The organism is Pseudomonas sp. B16(2017), from assembly GCF_002113205.1.
GTDB classification, from domain to species: domain Bacteria; phylum Pseudomonadota; class Gammaproteobacteria; order Pseudomonadales; family Pseudomonadaceae; genus Aquipseudomonas; species Aquipseudomonas pharyngis.
This window is the reverse complement of record NZ_NEKA01000004.1, coordinates 61,512-79,421: the sequence shown is the minus strand read 5'-3', so window position 1 is coordinate 79,421 and position 17,910 is coordinate 61,512. Positions and strand designations below refer to the sequence as shown.

Here is a 17,910-nt window from a genome sequence, read left to right as displayed (position 1 = left end):
CTGTCCCGGCGGGCGCAAACGGAAAAGGATCAATGGCATCGGCAAAGCAGTTTTTTTCACTTGGCCATCGAACTTTTCCGGGTGTCACGGCACCAACCGCGTTAGAGGACCGACAATGGTCGAAATGAATGAGGAAGCCGTCCTATGAAAATCAAAACCTTGGGTATCCCGCTGGCAGTCGCTGCGCTGTTGACGCTGGCCGGTTGCTCGACGCCAACGGTGGTCACCCTGCAGAACGGCACCCAGTACCTGACCGAAGACATGCCCGATACCAAAACCGAGGATGGCTTCTACGAGTTCAAGGATATTTCCGGCGCCAAAGTCCGCGTACGTGCCGACGAAGTGGCCACGGTGCGCAAAGAAGACTGACGGATAAAACATCAAAAAAGGCTGCGAACCCTATGGGATCGCAGCCTTTTTTGTATTCATCAGCGTGGTAACGCCATGCCCGGGAGAGAGCCGTCGCAACTGAAGGGACGCTCGCCACGGCGAACCAGTTCTTCCTGCAAACGCTGGCAGCGCTGACGCTCCTGTTGCGCCATGCGGTCGATGCTCAGATTTCCGGTCATTTCCGGCTCATGGTCTTCGCCGATGCGAATCGTCACGAACGGTTGTTCAGGCTGGATATGAAAGCGGCTTTTTTCTTCGACGGGTTTGGCGTCTTCGCTTTTGGCCGGCTCTGGCAGTTGATCGGGTGTCACGCCATAGCGGCTCAGAATCGAGCTGTGAGGCAGATCGGCCCAGGCATTGGCCGACAGCAGCACAAGCCCCGCAACACCGATATACCCCTTGAAACCTTTCACGTGTGAATCTCCTGTACTCGTTGGCGACCCTTACATGACGAACGTTGTCGTCATGGCTTTAGACCGCATTTCCTGTTGGTGCAGGGATTGGAGTCAGGGAATGGCTGGTGAGTCACTTTTGCTATGGGGAGGGAATACGCTCCCTCCCCAACCTTGCCGTCAGGCGATCACGATCCCGTCGGCACTCAGGCTGTTCAACGCAACCCCGACCAGCGTCACCGAGTCAGCGCCGAATTTCAGCACCGTGTCCTGCCCCACCGCCGTGGCATGGGCGCGGAAGTCGTCGTTGGGCGATACGCCCTGCACGCCGAGGAATACCAGTTTGTCGTTGGCGGTGTAACCGACCACGCGATCCTGACCGAACGCGCCGCTGAACAGGAAGGTATCCGCCCCGCCGCCCGACTCCAGCAGATCATTGCCGGCGCCGCCGACGAACACGTCGTTGCCCGCTCCGCCGATCAGGTGGTCGTTGCCGTCCAGGCCGAACAGCCAGTCTCCGCTGGCCTTGGCCTTGAGGGTGTCGGCACCGCCGGTGCCCTTCACGCTCGATTCGTACTGGGTGACGTTGTTGCCGACCTTAAGACCGGCCGCCGTGACGCTGTGGGTCACGTCGTCCTTGAACAGGCCCCAGAGGAAGCCCGGCTCCTTGGTGACGATGCTGCCGATGTCGCGGGTGATGCTGATCCCGCCGTTGGCATCGCGGATGTACAGGTTGCCGGCGCCGTCGTTGGCGAAGTCGAAGCTATTGACTGACTTCTGCAACTCCAGGGTGTTGTTGCCCGAGCCGCCGAGCAGGATGTTGTAACCCCCACCATCGCGGAACGTATCGTTGCCGGCGCGGCCCTCCAGGTAATCGTTGCCGTTGCCGCCCTGGATCAGGTCATTGCCGTCGCTGCCGATGATGAAGGTGCTGCCCTTGTGGGTTTCGGCGTTGCGGTTCAGGTCTTGCACCCAGGTGTTGGCCCGCGCCGGATCCGACAGGTTGGCGACGATGATCGTCGAGTCCTTGCTGGTCAGGTCGTAAAACTTCGACTCGATCACCCGGTTCATGCCGTCGCCATAGGCGGTCGGCAGGTGCGAGATCCAGGTCGGAATGTTGACGATCGAGAACGGCAGCACGTTCCACGCCGCCGAGGCGTAGTGGTCGTTGAAGCTGACGATGTTGTCGGTCGCCAACTCTTTGGGCGCGTCGTGCACGCCGAGGGATGCACCGGTGAAGGTCGAGCCGTCGAGGGCGCGGAACACCGGATCGTTTTCATAGCCGACGTTGAGCACCTTGTCGGTGCTGCTCTGGGTCGGCGAGGCGTAGGCGATGTAGTTGGAGTCCTGAAAGAACCCGCCCCATTTGCTGGTGCTCAAGTCGGCCATGCTGTTGACCGCCAGCCCGCCCAGGCTGTGGCCGCTGATCAGCACGTCCTTGCCGGTCACGCCGTTGGCTTTGGCGAACGCCACCACATCGTTCATCAGATTGCCGAAGGCTTCGCCGACGTAGTTCCTGGCGTAATCCTTGGGGCCGAACGCGGCGAGCAGGTCGCTGATCACGTCGCCGATGGAGTCACCGATCAGGATTTCCCGGGGGCCGCTGGTGCCGCGAAAAGCGATGCCGATTTCCGTCAGATGGCCCTGAGCGTCGTATTTGCCGAGGATTTCCACCTGGGCGCTGGTGTAGCCGGCCTTTTCACCGAAAAAGGTGCCGCGCGCGTCGGTCTTGCCCTCGTAACCCAGTTGCGCGGCGGTGATCGGGGTCCAGCCGGCTTTTTTCACCGCATCGAGCGCGGCTTTTTCCGAATCGCGGTTCCACGGAATGCCGGGAATCACTCCCTGGGAGTCCGTGCCGCCGATCAGCGCGGTCACCAGCGTGGCCGGCAAGCCGAGGCCGAAGCCGTTGTGCTGATAACCGACGGCAAAGCCGTTATCGAGGTTGTGGTAGGAATACAGCGTAATGGCCATGGCGTCGCTGAACAGCGCCTTGGATTCCGCCGTACCGAAATTCTTGTAGTCATACACACCCATTGCTGTTGCCTCTCTCTTTGTTGGAATTGTTCAGAGATAGCTCACAACCAGAACGCCCCTCCCGAGGCGCCCCGGAGCATTTCAGTACAACTTTCGTTTGTCAGGCGAAGACGAAACTCGAATCCGACAGGTTAGCCACACCAACCCCGACCAGCGTCACGGCAAAGTCGCCAATCTTCAGCACGGTATCGCTTCCGGACTGCGACGCGTGTTGTTTGTAGTCGTAGCCCTGCCCTGCACCCTCGACGCCCATGAACACCAGTTTGTCGCTGCCCTGGTAGCCATTGATCGCGTCAAAACCGAAGGCGCCGCTGAACAGGAAGGTGTTGTTGCCACCCACCGCGCTCATCACGTCATTGCCGGCGCCACCGACGAAGGTCACGTGGGCCTTGTCGCTTTGCAGGTGGTCGTTGCCGCCCAGGCCGAACAGCCAGTCGCCGTCGGCGGTGGCTTTGAGGGTGTCGCCCATGGCGCCGCCGCTGAGCGAATGGTTGTACTGGGTCAGTTCGGCACCGTTGGCCAGGCCTTTGGCGGTGACGGTCCAGGTAATTTCCTTGCTGCCCCACCACGAACCCGACTCCTTGCTCACCAGCGCGCCGATGTCGCGGGTCATGCTGATGCCGCCGTAGGCGTCACGCACGTACAGCGTGCCGTCGCCGTCGTTGGCGAAGCTGAAGTTCTGCAGCGGCTTTTGCAGTTCGAAGGTGTTGTGGCCCTGGCCACCGAGCAGGATGTTGAAACCGCCGTCGTCACGGAAACGGTCATCGCCGCCCAGACCTTCGAGGAAGTCGTTGCCCGCCCCGCCCTTGAGCCAGTCACCGCTGTCGGTGCCGATGATGAACGTGCTGCCGGTGTGCGGCTCACCGCTGCGGCCCAGATCCTCGACCCAGGTCTTGCCCCGCGACGCTTCTTCAAGGTTGGAGACGATGATCGTCGAGTCCTTATGCGTCAGGCCGTAGAACTTCGACGCGATCACCCGATTCAGACCGTCTGCATACCCCAGCGAGCTGTGGGCCGACCAGTTCAGCGGATTGGCGATGCTGAACGGCACCAGGTTCTGCGCGGTGGACGCGTAGTTGTCGTTGAAGTTGACGATGTTGTCGGTGGTCGAATCGTGCGGCTTGTCGTGCTTGCCCATCGACGCGGTACTGAACGTGGTGCCGTCGAGCACACGGAACACCGGGTCGTTCTCGTAACCGATGTTCAGCACGTTGGTGCCGGTGCTGCTCTGGGTCGGCGAGGCGAACGAAATGTAGTTGGCGTCCTTGAAGAACCCGCCCCAGTTGCTCGCGCTCAACTCTGCCACACTGTTGACCCCGAGACCGCCGAGGCTGTGGCCGCTGATCAATACGTCCTTGGACGCGATGCCATGGGCGACGGCGAACGCGGCCACCGATTTGAGCAGGTTGTCGAACGCGTTTTTCGCGTACTGGGTGGCGTAATCCGACGGGCCGATGGCGGCCAGCAGGTTGTTTTTCATGTCGCCGAAAGTGTCGCTGTAACCCAGCCCGCCGGTGCCCCGGAAGGCCACGCCGATGCCGATCAGCTTGCCCGCGGCGTCGTATTTGCCGAGCACTTCGGCTTCGGCGCTGGTGAAGCCGTCCTTCTCGCCGAAAAACGTGCCCTGCGCCCCGACCTTGCCCTGATAGCCCAGCGCCGTGGCGCCGATCGGCTTCCAGCCAGTGCCGGGCAAGGCCTGCCCGGTCGGCGTGTAGGCATACAGCGTCAGGGCGATGGCGTCGCTGTACAGCGCTTTGCCGTCGGCATTTTTGTAATCGAACAATCCCATGTTGTGCTCTCTCTTCCTTTCAAAAACGGCAGTTCTCGAAAGAACTGCCGCTACCCCTTAGAACTGCCAGTCCAGCGTCAGGCCCACACCGTGGTCCTTTTCGTTGGAGCCGATCAGCCCGTTGTAGTCCAGGTTGACCCGGACATCGCGATTGAGCGCCAGCCCGGCGCGTACGCCGACCACCGCGGCATCTCGATCCATCGACACACTTTGCACGGTGAATGCACTGTTGCCATTGGCGAACGCCAGGTGACTGTCAGCATCCACGCGGCTCAAGTTGTGCTGCCAGCCCAGGCTTGCGCCCAGCTCCAGCTGGTGTTTCTCCGACAGGGCAAACGTGCGTTTGGCCCGTACACCGAGGGTCGACAACACCACGTCGCGGTTGTCTTCACCGCCCTTCAGTGCGGCGGCATCACCCTTCTCGGTGAAGCTGTCGCTGTTGAGGTGCACGTAGGCCAGATTGGCGTACGGCTCCAGGTTCATCGGTTGCAGGCCCAGGTCGTAAGCCGCTTCGGTGAACAATTGCGCGGTGGTCGCATCGCGCTTGGTTTTCTGTTTGCCGCTGACGCCACCGAACTGCAGGTCACGTTTGACGTCGATGCGATGCCAGCTGTAAGCCGCACCGGCGGTCAGACGCAGCGCATCGATCTGATGCCCCAGGTATGCGCCCAGGTGATAGCTGTCGACCGAGGCGGACGAATGTGTCCCGTCGCCCATGCTCAACGAGCTGTCGCTATAACCGGTAACGAAACCCAGGCGGGTATCTTCAGCGATCAGGCCGTCGACACCGGCCAGCAAGCCGCCGATGGAGCTGGTGGAGTCGGCGTATTTCGACCCACCATCGCTTTTGCCCCAGGCGCCCAGCACTTTGAGCCAGGCGTTGCTGCGGTCATCGGTCGGCGCGCCGGCGTCGAACAGATCACGCTCACGCAGACGTTCGCCCACCGCATCGCGCAAGTAGCGGCTGTCGTTGATCAGCAGCGTGCCGATCGCCGGATGAATCTCGCCGGACAGTTGCTGGAAGGCATCCTGCGCAGCGGCCGCCGACGGCGACAGCAACAGGGTTTCGAACAACGCATTGCCGGCGCCGAGGCGTTCGGCGGCAGCACCGACCGCGCGCTGGTTCGGGGTCAGGCCGACGCTGGCGAACGAGGCGCCATTACGGCCGACGTCCAGTTGCACACCGTTTGCCGAGTAAGCCAGGGTGCCGCCGAGGAACGCGTAGTCGGGCAACACTTGTCCGAACTGCCCTTCAATACCGCCCGCTGCCTGCAAGATGTTGAACTGGGTGCCGAGCAGGCTTTTCACTTCGCCCGTGGTCAGCAGCGTCGGGCTGTTTTCCAGCGACATAGTCACGGTTGCGCCTTCGATCACCGCTTTGCCGCCGGCGACGATCCGGTCGCTGCTGGTCGGGGACACTTCCACCGCATAGGTCGAACCCGGTGCGAAGGTCACGTCACCGGCCACGTTCAGGGTGCCGATGGAGTTGCCCGGCGCCACGGTACCGCCGCTGTTGGCGGTCAGCGCAGCGATCCGGCCGTTACCGCCGAGGATGCCGCCGTCATTGACCGTCACCGCCGATTGCAGCGAGCCATTGATTGCCAATCGCCCCTGATTGACCAGGGTCGGGCCGCTGTAGGTGTTGTTGCCGGTCAGCACCAGGGTGCCGATGCCCTGCTTGGTCAAACCGCCATGGCCGGAAATGTCGTTGCGCCAAGTGTCGAGCCCGCAGGTGATGTCGTTGCACACGCGCTCGGTGGGCTTGCCCGCATCGATGATCGCGCCGATGCCCGGCAGATCGGCCACGAACTGACCGGAACCGTAGGCGCCCTGGATGCGGAATTCTTCGGGAATGTCCTGCTCGGTGACGAACATCGCCGGGCCGTCGATGCCCTTGCGCAGGTTGATCATGCCCCAGCCGTACAGGGCGTCGATGCCCGGTGCGCCGAGGTCGGTAGCCGTGGTGCGCAACACGCTGGCGACCTGATCGCCGGACATGTACGGGAAGCGCTCCATCAGCACTGCGATGGAACCGGCCACGTGGGGCGCGGCCATCGAGGTGCCGTTGTAGTTCTTGTAACCCGTGGTCAGGTTGTCGGCGTTGGTGCCTTCGATGATCGAGCTGAAGATTTTCGTACCCGGTGCCGACACGCAGAAACTCGCGGTGTAGCCGCAGCGCGAAGAGAACGTACTCATGATGTACGGGTTGGCACTGGCCAGATCCGGGTTCTTCTGCAAGGCGGCGACGGTGATCCAGTTCGGCGCGATGTCCGGCACGAAGTAACCGAGGCCGGCGATGGCGTCCGGGTTGTTCAGGTTGTAGTCGTTGCCTGCCGCGAAGATCGTCACGATTCCGCTGCGTGCGGCGGCAATTGCGCCGTCGTAGGCGCCGCCGGGTTTGGTGCCCAGCAGTGTGCGAATTTCGTTGAACTGCAGTTGCGCGTCGTTGACGGTGAAGTGCGGGAACGCCGGGTCACGGCCGCCGAGGTCGAAGCGGTCGGTGATGCCGATGCCCCAGCTGTTGTTGATGATCCGCGCGCCGCTGGCGATCAGCGCATCCCAGCCGGCCTTGTACACCGCGCCGTCGTTGCCGCGCACGATGCCGTCTTCCGGGCCCGGGTCGCCGTTGTCGGCGCTGATGATCTGTGCGCCGAACGCCACGCCGTGCATCGGCCCGCCGTCACGGCTGCCGGCGGCGATACCGCCGACGTGAGTACCGTGGGCGCCGAGCTTGCCGTCGGAGCCGACCGAGGGCGAACCGTCATAGCGAAACGCGTCCCCGGCTTTGACCGGAATGTACGGGTCGGTGTATTCGCGGATCCCCGAGGTCACCAGGGTGATGACTTTGTTACTGCCGGAAAACTCCGGGTGCGCGGCGTAGACCGGCTGGTCGAAGATCCCCAGTTTCACGCCCTTACCGGTGTAACCGGCGGCGTAGGCGTGGTCGGCACCAATGGCGCCCAGGCCCCAGTCGGCCTGGAATTCGGCGCTGCGCCAACTGCCCGGATCCCCTGCCCGGCCGCTTTCCACGTAGGGCGCCGCGTTTGCGTTGCCCCAGGTGGCCAGTGCGCAGAGCAAGGCGACGTTGAGAGTTTTCAGGCGAAAGCAGCCACCCGATTGCGCGGGGGTGTTGTTGTTTTTCATCCAGCGACCTTCCTTAGTGATGTTGCGAAAAATCCGTCTATTGAAGTGATCGTTGATCGTTCCCACGCTCCCGCGTGGGAACGATCATCCGTGTGTTTAGAACTGCCAGTTCAGGCTCAGGCCCACGCCGTGTTGTTTCTCGCGGCTGGCCAGTTGTCCGGTGTAATCGAGGTTGACCCGCACGTCGCGGGTCAGCGCCAGGCTGGCCTGCACGCCGACCAGGGCGGCGTCGCGCACCAGTGGCGAGCTTTCAACGGTGTACGGCGCGCTACCGCTGGCGAAGCGCAAATGCTGTTCGGATTCGATGTCGGTCAGGCTGTGCTGCCAGCCCAGATGACCGCTCACTTGCAGCTTCTGCGCGGACGGCAGGTCAAAAGTCTTGATCGCCCGCACGCCGAGGGTGCTCAACACCGCGTCGCGCTGGTCGCCGCCGCTTTTCAGCGCGGCGGCGTCGCCCTTCTCGGTGAAGCCGTCGGTGTCGAGGTGTACGTAGGCCAGGTTGGCGAACGGCTCCAGGGCCAGAGGTTGCAGGTTCAGTCGATAAGCCGCCTCGCCGAATACCTGGGTGGTGGCAGCATCGACCTTGGCTTTCTGTTTGGCGCTGACATTGCCGTACTGCAAGTCGCGCTTCACATCGGCGCGATGCCAGCTGTAGGCGGCGCCGGTACTCAGGCGCCAGGCGCCGATGTCGTGACCGGCGTAGGCGCCGAGGTGATAGCTGTCGACCTTGGCCGAGGAATGGGTGCCCGAGCCCATGCTCAGCGAGCTGTCGCTGTAACCGGTGACCAGACCGATGCGGGTCTGCTCGTCGACCGCGCCGTCGACACCTGCCAGTAGCCCACCGATGGAGGTGCTGTAACCGGCGGTGTCGTGTCGCGAGTCGGTCGTACCCCAAGCGCCGAGGGCCTTGATCCAGCCGTTGCTTTGCGTGGCTTGCGCATCGTGCAGGCGTTCGCCGATGGCGTCGCGCAGTTGGCGGCTGTCGTTGATCAGCACCGAACCGAGGGCCGGGTAGATTTCACCGCTCAACTGTTGAAAGGCTTGTTGCGCGTCACCGGCGTTGGCCGACAACAACAGGCTTTCGTACACGGAATTGCCCGCGCCCAGACCTTCGACGGCAGTGGCCACGGAGCGCTGATTCGGGGTCTGGCCGACACTGGCGAACGATGTCGCGTTGCGCTCGACATTCAAACCGATGCCGTTACCGCTGTAGGCCAGGCTGCCACCGATGAACAGGTAATCCGGCAGCACTGCACCGAACCGACCCTGAATGCCGCCCGCCGCTTGCAGAATGTTGTACTGCTGGCCGAGCAGACTTCTGGCTTCGCTGGTGCTGAGCAGTGTCGGGCTGTTTTCCAGCGACAGGCTCACGGTGGCGCCGTTGATGGAGGCGATGCCGCCGGCGACGATGCGGTCGCTGCTGGTGGGAGACAACTCCACGGCGTAGGTCGAGCCTGGCGCGAAGTTCACGTCACCGGCCACATTCAAGGTGCCGATGGAATTGCCCGGTGCGACACGGCCACCGCTGTTAGCGGTCAGTGCACCGATCCGCCCGGTGCCGCCGAGGGTGCCGCCGTCATTGACGGTCACGGCCGATGTCAGCGAGCCGTTCACTGTCAGCAGACCACCATTGACCGTGGTCGGCCCACGATACGTGTTGTCACCGGTCAGAATCAGTCGCCCGTCGCCGGATTTGATCAGGCTGCCCTGATACACCCGACCGGCCGCCGCTGCATCGCGAGCCATGCCCACAGCGTAATCAGTCTGATCCTGTTGGCTGGCACCGGCCGGCACGCCGTTCTGCCAGCCCTTGCTTTGCAGGGTTTGCTGCCAGGCGCTGTGTTCGGCGAGGTCTTCGCTCTGGCGCTGGATCAGGGCTTTGTCGCTGATGTCATTGCTCCAGACATCGCTCTGCCCGGCCGCCAGATGGGCGTCGAACGCCCCGAGCAATTGCCCCGGCCCGCGTATCGCCCGGTAGATATTGGCCACGCCCCAGCCGACCCGTTCGGTCGGCGCATCGGTCACCGAACCGTCGAGCTGGGTGGCGGTGGTCAGCAACACTTCGAGAGCCTGCTGATTGTTCATGTACGGATAGCGCTCCATCACCAGCGCCAGTGCGCCGGTGGCGTGCGGCGCGGCCATCGAGGTGCCGGACTTGATCGCATAACCGCCGTCGGGAATGGTGCTGTCGATCTTCGCGCCCGGTGTGGTGATGCACCAGTATTTGGCGATGCCACACTGGTTGTACTTCTGCTGATTGCTTTGATCGAGCCCGGAAACCGCCAGCCAGTGGCCTTCCAGATCCGGTTGAAAATACGGCAGCGCCGAACGCACGCTGGCATTCGGGTAGCCGCTGTTGCCGGCGCTGAACACATTGATCACGCCGCGACGGGAAACATCCGCCGCTGCGTCAATCCACGTGCCCTTGTTCCAGTGCTGAGCGTAAGCGGCGTGCAGATCCGCAAGGGTTCGATAGCTGACATCCGGCGGCTGGCTGCCCCAACTGTTGTTGATCGCCCGCACGCCGGCATCCGCCAGGGCGTCGTACACCGCTTTGAAGTAACGCGGATCAGGGTTTGGGCCGAACAGGAAACTGTCGTTCTTGTTGGTGTTGCCAACGTAGATCTGCGCGTTGTACGCCACGCCATGCATGCCGGTGCCATCACGGGACGCGCCCATGGTGCCGACCACGTGGGTGCCGTGGGAATCGTTGTTCGGATTGAGGGTGCCGTTGACATTGAACAGCGTGCCGTCGATGTAACTGCCGCTGGCCAGTACCGGGTGATAACGGTCGCTGGCGAACTCGGGATGGGCGGCGTCGAAACCGGAGTCCAGCGCGCCGACCTTCACACCCTTGCCGGTGATGCCGGCGGCGTAGGCCTGATCGGCCTGCATCCGGCCCAGGCCCCAGTCACGCAGGAATTCGGCGCTGCGCCAACTGGCGGGATCGCCGGGTTTGCCGGCTTCGAGGTATTGGGCCTGAGCCTGGGTTGCAGACATCACAAGCAGCAGGGTGCCGACCGTGATCGGCTTGATGCATACGTCCATGTTCACCACTCTTTTTGTTGTTTTGGGTTGAAGCTTTTTTGCGTTGAAGTTACGGCGTTATTGCGTCCTTGGGCCTTGTCCGAAGGCCTCATCCACCCGCGCCAGATCCTGCTCGCTCAAGGTTCCCGCGTAGTAATGCAACTTGGTCCAGGCCATGAGGTAGTCATAGCGTGCCTGGGCCAGGTCGCGGCGGGTGGTAAATAGTTGTTGCTCGGCGTTCAGTGCGTCGAGGTTGGTTCGCTCGCCACCGAGAATGCTTTGCTTGGTCGACACCACCAGCGCTTCGGCCGAGGCCAGGGCCTTTTGATAGGCGCGCAGCTTGTTGACCCCGGACAGGCAGGCGCTGAACTGACGACGCAATTCGATCAGCGTCTCGCGGGTCTTGCCGTCCAGTTCGTATTCGGCCTGTTCCATGGTGCGGCTGGCCTGGCGGGTCGAGGCCGACACACCACCACCGGCGTACAACGGCACGCTGACTTCGAAACCGATGGTGTTGGTTTCGTAACGCTGGTTGTAGGTGTTGCCGCTTTCCGATTCGTTCTGGCGCATCGTGGCGTAAGCGCTGACTTTCGGCAGGTGCCCGGCGCGGTTGCGCTCGACTTCGTAACGCGCCACTTCCACCGCCTGACGCTGGGACGCCAGGTTCGGGTTGTTGCTGATCGCCAGTTCGTGCCAGGTGTCGTAGTTGGCCGGCATCAGGGCGAATGTCTGGAAGTTCTGATCCAGTGGCGCCAGATCACTGATGTCCACCGCCGGCACCCCTACCAATGCGCCCAGTTCCCGTAGCGCGGCGTCCTGCTCGTTGCGGGCCTCGATTTCCTCGGCGGTTGCCAGTTCATAACGCGACTCGGCTTCGAGGATGTCCGTACGGGTACCCTCGCCCTGCTTGAACATGTGCTCGTTCTGCTGGAACTGCTGCTCGTACGCCTTCTTCTTGGCCAGCGCGATGTCGATCTGGTCCTGGGCAAACAAAGCCTTGGTGTAGTTATCCAATACGCGAACCAGCAGTTCCTGGCTCTTGCCGCGGAAGTTCTCGTCGGCAAACAGCGACTGGGCCACGCCCTTGCGATACGCCGCGTAGGCTTCGTAGTCGAGCAACGGTTGTTGCAAAGTCAGGCTCGAGCCGTAGCTGTTGTAATTACGCTCATCGGTGCGATTGCGCGCGCGTTCGTCGAGGGACGTGGCCTTCGATGAGTTGCGACCCTTGTTGTAGTTGTAACCCAGTTTCGGCAACAGACCGGCGCGGCCGATGGCGCGGTTTTCGAGGCCTGCATCGCGCTCCTTGATCGCGCCGAGGAACACCGGGTCATTGCGCAACGCCTGTTCGTAGATCTCGAACGGCCCCATGGCCGCCACTGCACTGTTGCCCGCGAGCAGCGCGAACGCTGCCGCCAGCATGGAAAGCTTATTCATACAGCCGAACATCCTTATTCTTCGGTCAACGCGGAACCGGCGCGGTCGAGCAGCGGCTTGAACAGGTAGTTGAGGAGCGAACGTTCGCCAGTGCGCACGAACATTTCCGCCGGCATGCCGGGTTTGATCACCAGGCCGTTGAGTTTTTCCATGGCCTGATCGCTGACGCTGCTGCGCAACACGTAGTACGGAACGCCGGTTTTCTCGTCGACCATCTGGTCGGCGGAAATCAGGCTGACTTCGCCGGGCACCCGTGGCGTCTTGCTCTGGTTGAACGCGGTGAACAGGATGTCGACCGGCAAGTGCGTGCCGACCTTGTCGATCAGGTTGATCGGCAGGTGCCCTTCGACTTCCAGGCGCGTGCCTTGCGGGACGATTTCCAGCAGGGTTTCGCCCTGACGCACCACGGCGCCTTCGGTGTGCACGCCGAGGTTGACGGCCACGCCATCAGCGGTGGCGAGGATTTCGCTGTGTTGCAGGTCGAAACCGGCGGAGGTCAGTTGCTCGGACAGGGTGACGCTTTTCAGTTGCGCGTCGGCCAGCTGGGTGCGGACCTCCTTCTGGTATTCCTCACCGTGCTGTTGCAGTTTCAGCCGGGATTCAAGAATGCCCTGCTCCACCCGGCCGCTTTCACCGGCGTTCTCGGCCAGTTGCTGCTGAACCTGCGACAGCTGACGCTGATATTCCATCAAGCGGTTGCGGGGTATGTAGCCGTTGTCGGCCAGCGGTTGCAGGTTGCTCAACTGCTGTTGCAGCGAGTCAGCCTGGGCGTTGAGGTCAGTACGGGCGCGGCGCATGCCCGCCAGCTGCGCGGTGGCGCCCTCGATGCTCGCGCGCAGGGCGGCCTGTTCGCGGGCAAACGCTTCGCGACGGCTGCTGAACAATTGCCGCTGACCTTCCAGCACCAGCGCCAGGCGCGGATCGGCGTTGTCGCTCAGTTCTGCCGGAAACGTCACTTGCTTGAGGTTGTCACGCTCGGCCTGCCAGCGCGCCAGGCTGGCCCAGGCCATGCGGTATTGCGCCTGAAGTGACTGCACGTCGGCGGCAACCTGGGTCTGGTCGAGGCGGAACAGTGGCTGGCCCTGCTTCACGATTTCGCCTTCACGCACCAGAATCCGGCTGACCACGCCGCTGCTCATCGACTGCACGGCCTTGCGCTTGCCCGACACCACCACGGTGCCCTGCACCGGAATGCCCTGATCCAGCGGCGCCAATGCCGCCCAGGTGAAGAAGCTGCCGGCGCCGACCAGCGCCAGAATCCAGCCCATGCGGGCGAAAAATCTGGCGTCGCGTTCCGGGCGCTCGGTGATGTAGTCGTGTTCCATCGTGGCTTCGTTTTGCGTGTTCATGCTCGCGCTGCTCATACACCCGAATTCCTTGTCGTCGGCTGATACTGGCGGCTCATGCTGAGCCCGGCCGGTGCTTGCGCAGGTTTTTCGTTTGGTTGTGGCGGGTTGCCGGGCTGGTTACCGGACAGTGCCTTGAGCACATCATGGCTCGGGCCGAAGGCCTGCAGACGGCCGTCGTTGAGTACCAGCAGCTTGTCGGCCTGAGCCAGTACCGAAGAACGGTGGGTGACCAGTACCACGGTGGTGCCCTGGGCCTTGAGCTGCACGATCGCGCTGGACAACGCGGCTTCGCCGACGGTGTCGAGGTTGGAATTCGGCTCATCCAGCACTACCAGGCTCGGGTTGCCGTACAGCGCACGGGCCAGTGCCACACGCTGTTTCTGGCCGCCGGACAAACCGCTGCCGTCCTCGCCCAATTGCGTGTCGTAGCCTTGTGGCATGCGCAGGATCAGTTCGTGCACGCCGGCCTGTTGCGCGGCAGCCACGACCTTTTGCGGGTCAGCTTCACTGAAGCGGGCAATGTTCTCGGCGATGCTGCCGCTGAACAGCTCGATGTCCTGCGGCAGATAGCCGATGTACGGGCCGAGCTGATCGCGGTTCCAACGGTGGATGTCGGCGCCGTCCAGACGCACCGTGCCACCAAGGGCCGGCCATACGCCGACCAGCACACGCGCCAGGGTCGATTTGCCGGAACCGGAGGCACCGAGCACGCCCAGCACTTCACCGGCCGCCAGGTTGAAGTTGACCATGTGCAGGGTCGCGGAGCGTTGACCCGGAGGGCCGGCGCTGACTTGTTCAAAGGTGATCTGGCCTTTCGGCGCCGGCAGCGCCATGGCGTCATCGCTCGGCGGGAAAGCTTGCAGCAACGCATCGAGGCGACGGTAAGCCAGCTTCGCCCCGCTCCACTGCTTCCACACGGCAATCAACTGGTCGATCGGGCTCAAAACCCGGCCCATCAGGATGGAGCCGGCGATCATCATCCCGGCGGTCATGTCGCCCTTGATCACCAACAGTGCGCCGAGGCCCAGCACCAGCGATTGCAGGCACAGGCGCAGGGTCTTGCTCAGCGAGCTGATCACCGCGCCAGTGTCGCTGGCCTGATTCTGCAGGCCGAGGAAGCGCGAGTGCACCTGGAACCAGCGCTTGCGCAAGGCGCCGAGCATGCCCATGGCTTGAATGGTTTCGGCGTTGTGCAAGTGGCTGGTGGCCAACTGGCTGGATTTCTGCGAATAACCGGCGGCTTCGCCCAGCGGCTTCTTGGTCATGTATTCGTTCAGGCACGCCAGCGCGATCAGCAGCAACGCTCCCGCTGTGGCCAGCACGCCGAGCCAGACGTTGAACAGGTAAATCACAAACAGATAAACCGGGAACCACGGCGCATCGAAGAACGCGAACAGCGCAGGCCCGGTGACGAATTGGCGAATGTGGGTCAGGTCGCCCAGGGACTGCCCGGCGTTGCCCTCGCCCTTGAACAGGTTACGTTCGAAAGCTGCCTGATAGACCCGCAGGTTGAAGCGGCGCTCCAACTGGCTGCCGATGCGGATCACGATAAAGCTGCGCACCACTTCCAGCAGGCCGATAAACGCGAAGAAACCGACGACCATCAGCGACAGCATCGCCAGGGTAGTTTCGTTCTGCGAAGACAGCACCCGGTCGTAGACCTGGAGCATATATATGGAAGGCACCAGCATCAGCACGTTAATCAGTGCGGTAAAGCATCCGACGCTGATCAGAATGCTTTTATAGTCACCCAATGCCTTGAATAAGGGAGCGGTGGCTTGGGCCTTCGCCATCTTCATTGATTATTCCTGAAATGGTATTTCCCGCCCTGCTTGGCGAGACTTCAAATTAATTGCTCGCCATGAGAGCGAGACATACACCGCCAGCATTTGCTTACACTTCAATAACAACTTCCCCGATTAAAACCGGCCTCCGTGTTATTGCACTGCGGCTTATAACTGTAACGGGGTGCTTTATATTTAAACTGTCAGTCGGTTTTGGTCATCAAGGTTGCTGTACAGCACGCTTGAGTGTAATCACCAGGCCCGACTTCAAAGTGCTCAGATAAAGCCCATCACGTTGTCGGCTGAAAAACTGGATTCTTGAGCCTTCCTTGCCAGTGATCGACAGACCGTCAGGATCGGGAAACCAGCCGATGGCAGCGTCCTGCAACCACGCGCTCAGGCAATCGGCACCTTTGCCCAAGGTCCGGTTGGCTTCGAGATCGATCTGGCAGGTATTCGACGGTTTGTCCTGCATCGCTTGTGCTTCGGCGCTGTCACTGCGGGCACTCAGGGTCGCTTGCCACTGCCCGGCAAATAGCGATGGGTCTTCGAGTCTCAGGCTGCTTGCCATGGTTGTTTCTCCGGAAATCATCATCAGCATCGGCAACAAGTACGCCGCCGCATTGCGGGTAAAAGCGAATTGGATCATGGGAAATTTCACTCCGGCACGTAGCCTTGCTTACCGGTCACGGCGATGCAAGTGAAGAAAACGGCGCATGACGCGCCGCTTTCCCGTGTTACATCACGCCACGATGTCGCTGGTGGCTGCCTGGCCAACGGTGCTGACCTGGAAATCAGCCACGCCGTGACCGGAGAAGTCCACTGACAGCAGGCTGTTGCCGCCCGAGGACGTCAGAACCGCATCACCCGCCGCGCCGGTGAAGGCGCTGACGAAGTGCAGGCCGGCGCCCTTGGTGATACCGGTCAGGTCGATTTTGTCGAGACCGCTGACGAAATCGAGGATCTGATCGATCGCACCCGGCTTGGAGTCGGAGCTGGCCGCGAACACAAAGGTGTCCGAACCCGCGCCGCCCCACAGCTTGTCGGCGCCACCGCCACCCCAGATGATGTCGTTACCGGCACCGCCCTTGAGCTCGTTGGCCGCGCTGTTGCCGATCAGCAGGTCGTTGCCCGAACCGCCGATGGCGTTCTCGATGGTGACGCCCTTGGCGATGGACACGTTGCCCACCAGGCCGCCAACGTCGGAGAACGAGGCTTCATTGAGGTTGATCTTCTGGTTCTGGGTGAAGCCCGAGAAGTCGAAGGTGTCCTTGCCGCCCGCATCCCACACCGAGAACACCAGCTTGTCGGCCGACGACGAGGCGCTGAGGAAATCGCGACCGGCGTTGGAGTTGAAGCCGTAGGTGGTGTCACCGGTTCGGGTGGTCATGTTGGCGCCGTAGAGCTTCTGGATCGCGGCGATGTCATCCATCAGCGGACCGGAGGAATAGGCTTCCACCCCGCCCTTGCTGAAGTTCTGGCTGGTGTTGCTTTCGCTCCAGTAGCTCATGACGCTGTAGCCGCGGGTGTCTTGACCGTAGGTCGCGTCATTGTAGGTCGGGTTGCCGTTGCCGGCGTTGTAGTCGCCCGGGTGCGCCAGGCCAAGGGTGTGGCCGATTTCGTGGGTCAGGGTCTGACGGCCGTAGTTGTTCAGGTCCGGGGTCTTGTTCTGCGTGTAACCGCTGTTGATCAAGTACCACGAAGTGCCGTCGTAACCCGGACCGGTGCCCGGCAGGTAGGCGAACGCTGCTGCGCCGTCCACGCCACCGCTGTAGTTGGCGAAGGTCATGTGGCCATCACCGCCCGACGCTTTCTCGGTGAAGGTGACGTTGGCCACGTCGGCCCAGGATTGCATGGCGAGCACGGCCTGGGCTTTCTGTTGAGCACTGAACTGACTGAACCCGGTGATCCCGTGCTTGTTCATCGTGCTGGACGATACCGAAGTCAGGAACGTGTAGGTAAGTTCGATCTTGCCGCTGCCATCCTTGTCCTGGTAGGCAGCGCCGTCGCGCAGCAACTGGGTTGCGGCCTGGTCGACGGAAAAGGAGGGTTTGCCATTGACCGTGAGGTTACCGCCACGATCGTACTGATGGCTGAAGCTATTGATCTGGTTATACGCCGTGCTGGTCGCTGCCAGAGGTTGCGGCGCCGCGTTCAGCTCAAAAGCCTGTTCGGCGGTATCAATAGCGTTAGCTTTTACTTTCGACATAAACACACTTCCTTGTTTAGCAATGGAACAGTTTTTGTCCGATAGCGACAACCTCTGGCGAGATTGTCCTATCACTCGCCCAATGAAGGCGTAAGAAACCTGACACAATTTGAAATCTGTCGTCTAGCATTTTTTCGAGATCAAATTGAACTGTTCCGGGAAACTCCCGTAAACAAAGCACGTGCCGCCGAAAGAAGTTTGAAAGTGTGGTGAGGCTGCCTAATTGTCTGACGATTTCTTATTTAAATATTAAATATCGGTAAGTTGTTTTTTGTTAGCAGCGTCTCACTTTGCTGCACTTTAGCGATGCAATGCCAGTGGTTTGATATCAAGTTGATCCAACAGAACATAGTCAGGC

General features: G+C 61.8%; 11 protein-coding genes. 1 reads left to right on the top strand and 10 read right to left on the bottom strand.

Annotation, left to right across the window (positions count from 1 at the left end; genetic code table 11):
- Positions 1 to 144: 144 nt before the first annotated feature.
- Positions 145 to 369, top strand: coding sequence for a YgdI/YgdR family lipoprotein (locus CAG25_RS07935; protein ID WP_039768348.1), 225 nt, complete (start codon positions 145 to 147; stop codon positions 367 to 369).
- Positions 370 to 428: 59 nt separating this feature from the next.
- On the opposite strand, the gene CAG25_RS07930 is transcribed toward CAG25_RS07935, so the two are convergent.
- The 10 genes from CAG25_RS07930 to CAG25_RS07885 all read right to left on the bottom strand — a co-directional run bounded on the left by CAG25_RS07930 (position 429) and on the right by CAG25_RS07885 (position 17,552).
- Complete coding sequence (locus tag CAG25_RS07930; protein ID WP_064596542.1) at positions 429 to 803, bottom strand: hypothetical protein; 375 nt, start codon at positions 801 to 803, stop codon at positions 429 to 431.
- Positions 804 to 962: 159 nt separating this feature from the next.
- Positions 963 to 2,816 carry a polyurethanase gene (locus CAG25_RS07925; RefSeq protein ID WP_085610269.1) on the bottom strand — a complete coding sequence of 618 codons (1,854 nt, stop codon included), beginning with the start codon at positions 2,814 to 2,816 and terminating at the stop codon, positions 963 to 965.
- A gap of 100 nt (positions 2,817 to 2,916) precedes the next feature.
- A complete protein-coding gene (locus CAG25_RS07920) occupies positions 2,917 to 4,605 on the bottom strand; it encodes a polyurethanase (protein ID WP_085610268.1) in 1,689 nt (562 codons plus the stop codon).
- Positions 4,606 to 4,662: 57 nt separating this feature from the next.
- Complete coding sequence (locus CAG25_RS07915; protein ID WP_085610267.1) at positions 4,663 to 7,749, bottom strand: autotransporter serine protease; 3,087 nt, start codon at positions 7,747 to 7,749, stop codon at positions 4,663 to 4,665.
- A gap of 96 nt (positions 7,750 to 7,845) precedes the next feature.
- Positions 7,846 to 10,797 (bottom strand): autotransporter serine protease, encoded by a 2,952-nt coding sequence (locus CAG25_RS07910; protein WP_085610266.1) that lies wholly within the window; start codon positions 10,795 to 10,797, stop codon positions 7,846 to 7,848.
- Between the two features lie 57 nt (positions 10,798 to 10,854).
- On the bottom strand, positions 10,855 to 12,222 hold the full coding sequence (locus tag CAG25_RS07905) for a TolC family outer membrane protein (protein ID WP_085610265.1): 1,368 nt from the start codon (positions 12,220 to 12,222) through the stop codon (positions 10,855 to 10,857).
- A 2-nt stretch (positions 12,223 to 12,224) separates the two neighbouring features.
- Positions 12,225 to 13,574, bottom strand: coding sequence for an HlyD family type I secretion periplasmic adaptor subunit (locus CAG25_RS07900; RefSeq protein ID WP_085610264.1), 1,350 nt, complete (start codon positions 13,572 to 13,574; stop codon positions 12,225 to 12,227).
- Positions 13,571 to 15,358, bottom strand: coding sequence for a type I secretion system permease/ATPase (locus CAG25_RS07895; protein WP_064596529.1), 1,788 nt, complete (start codon positions 15,356 to 15,358; stop codon positions 13,571 to 13,573). Before CAG25_RS07895 ends, CAG25_RS07900 begins: the two co-directional genes overlap by 4 nt.
- A 205-nt stretch (positions 15,359 to 15,563) precedes the next feature.
- Complete coding sequence (locus CAG25_RS07890; RefSeq protein WP_158090081.1) at positions 15,564 to 15,992, bottom strand: AprI/Inh family metalloprotease inhibitor; 429 nt, start codon at positions 15,990 to 15,992, stop codon at positions 15,564 to 15,566.
- Between the two features lie 93 nt (positions 15,993 to 16,085).
- The gene (locus CAG25_RS07885; protein ID WP_064596527.1) at positions 16,086 to 17,552 is read right to left on the bottom strand and encodes a serralysin family metalloprotease; all 1,467 of its coding nucleotides are present in this window, start codon (positions 17,550 to 17,552) and stop codon (positions 16,086 to 16,088) included.
- Positions 17,553 to 17,910 lie beyond the last annotated feature (358 nt).

Coding starts and splice junctions, on each gene's coding strand:
- CAG25_RS07910 (WP_085610266.1), bottom strand. CDS start 10,797: ATGGACGTATGCATCAAGCCGATCACGGTCGGCACCCTGCTGCTTGTG.
- CAG25_RS07915 (WP_085610267.1), bottom strand. CDS start 7,749: ATGAAAAACAACAACACCCCCGCGCAATCGGGTGGCTGCTTTCGCCTG.
- CAG25_RS07900 (WP_085610264.1), bottom strand. CDS start 13,574: ATGAGCAGCGCGAGCATGAACACGCAAAACGAAGCCACGATGGAACAC.
- CAG25_RS07925 (WP_085610269.1), bottom strand. CDS start 2,816: ATGGGTGTGTATGACTACAAGAATTTCGGTACGGCGGAATCCAAGGCG.
- CAG25_RS07905 (WP_085610265.1), bottom strand. CDS start 12,222: ATGTTCGGCTGTATGAATAAGCTTTCCATGCTGGCGGCAGCGTTCGCG.
- CAG25_RS07895 (WP_064596529.1), bottom strand. CDS start 15,358: ATGAAGATGGCGAAGGCCCAAGCCACCGCTCCCTTATTCAAGGCATTG.
- CAG25_RS07920 (WP_085610268.1), bottom strand. CDS start 4,605: ATGGGATTGTTCGATTACAAAAATGCCGACGGCAAAGCGCTGTACAGC.
- CAG25_RS07890 (WP_158090081.1), bottom strand. CDS start 15,992: ATGATCCAATTCGCTTTTACCCGCAATGCGGCGGCGTACTTGTTGCCG.
- CAG25_RS07885 (WP_064596527.1), bottom strand. CDS start 17,552: ATGTCGAAAGTAAAAGCTAACGCTATTGATACCGCCGAACAGGCTTTT.
- CAG25_RS07935 (WP_039768348.1), top strand. CDS start 145: ATGAAAATCAAAACCTTGGGTATCCCGCTGGCAGTCGCTGCGCTGTTG.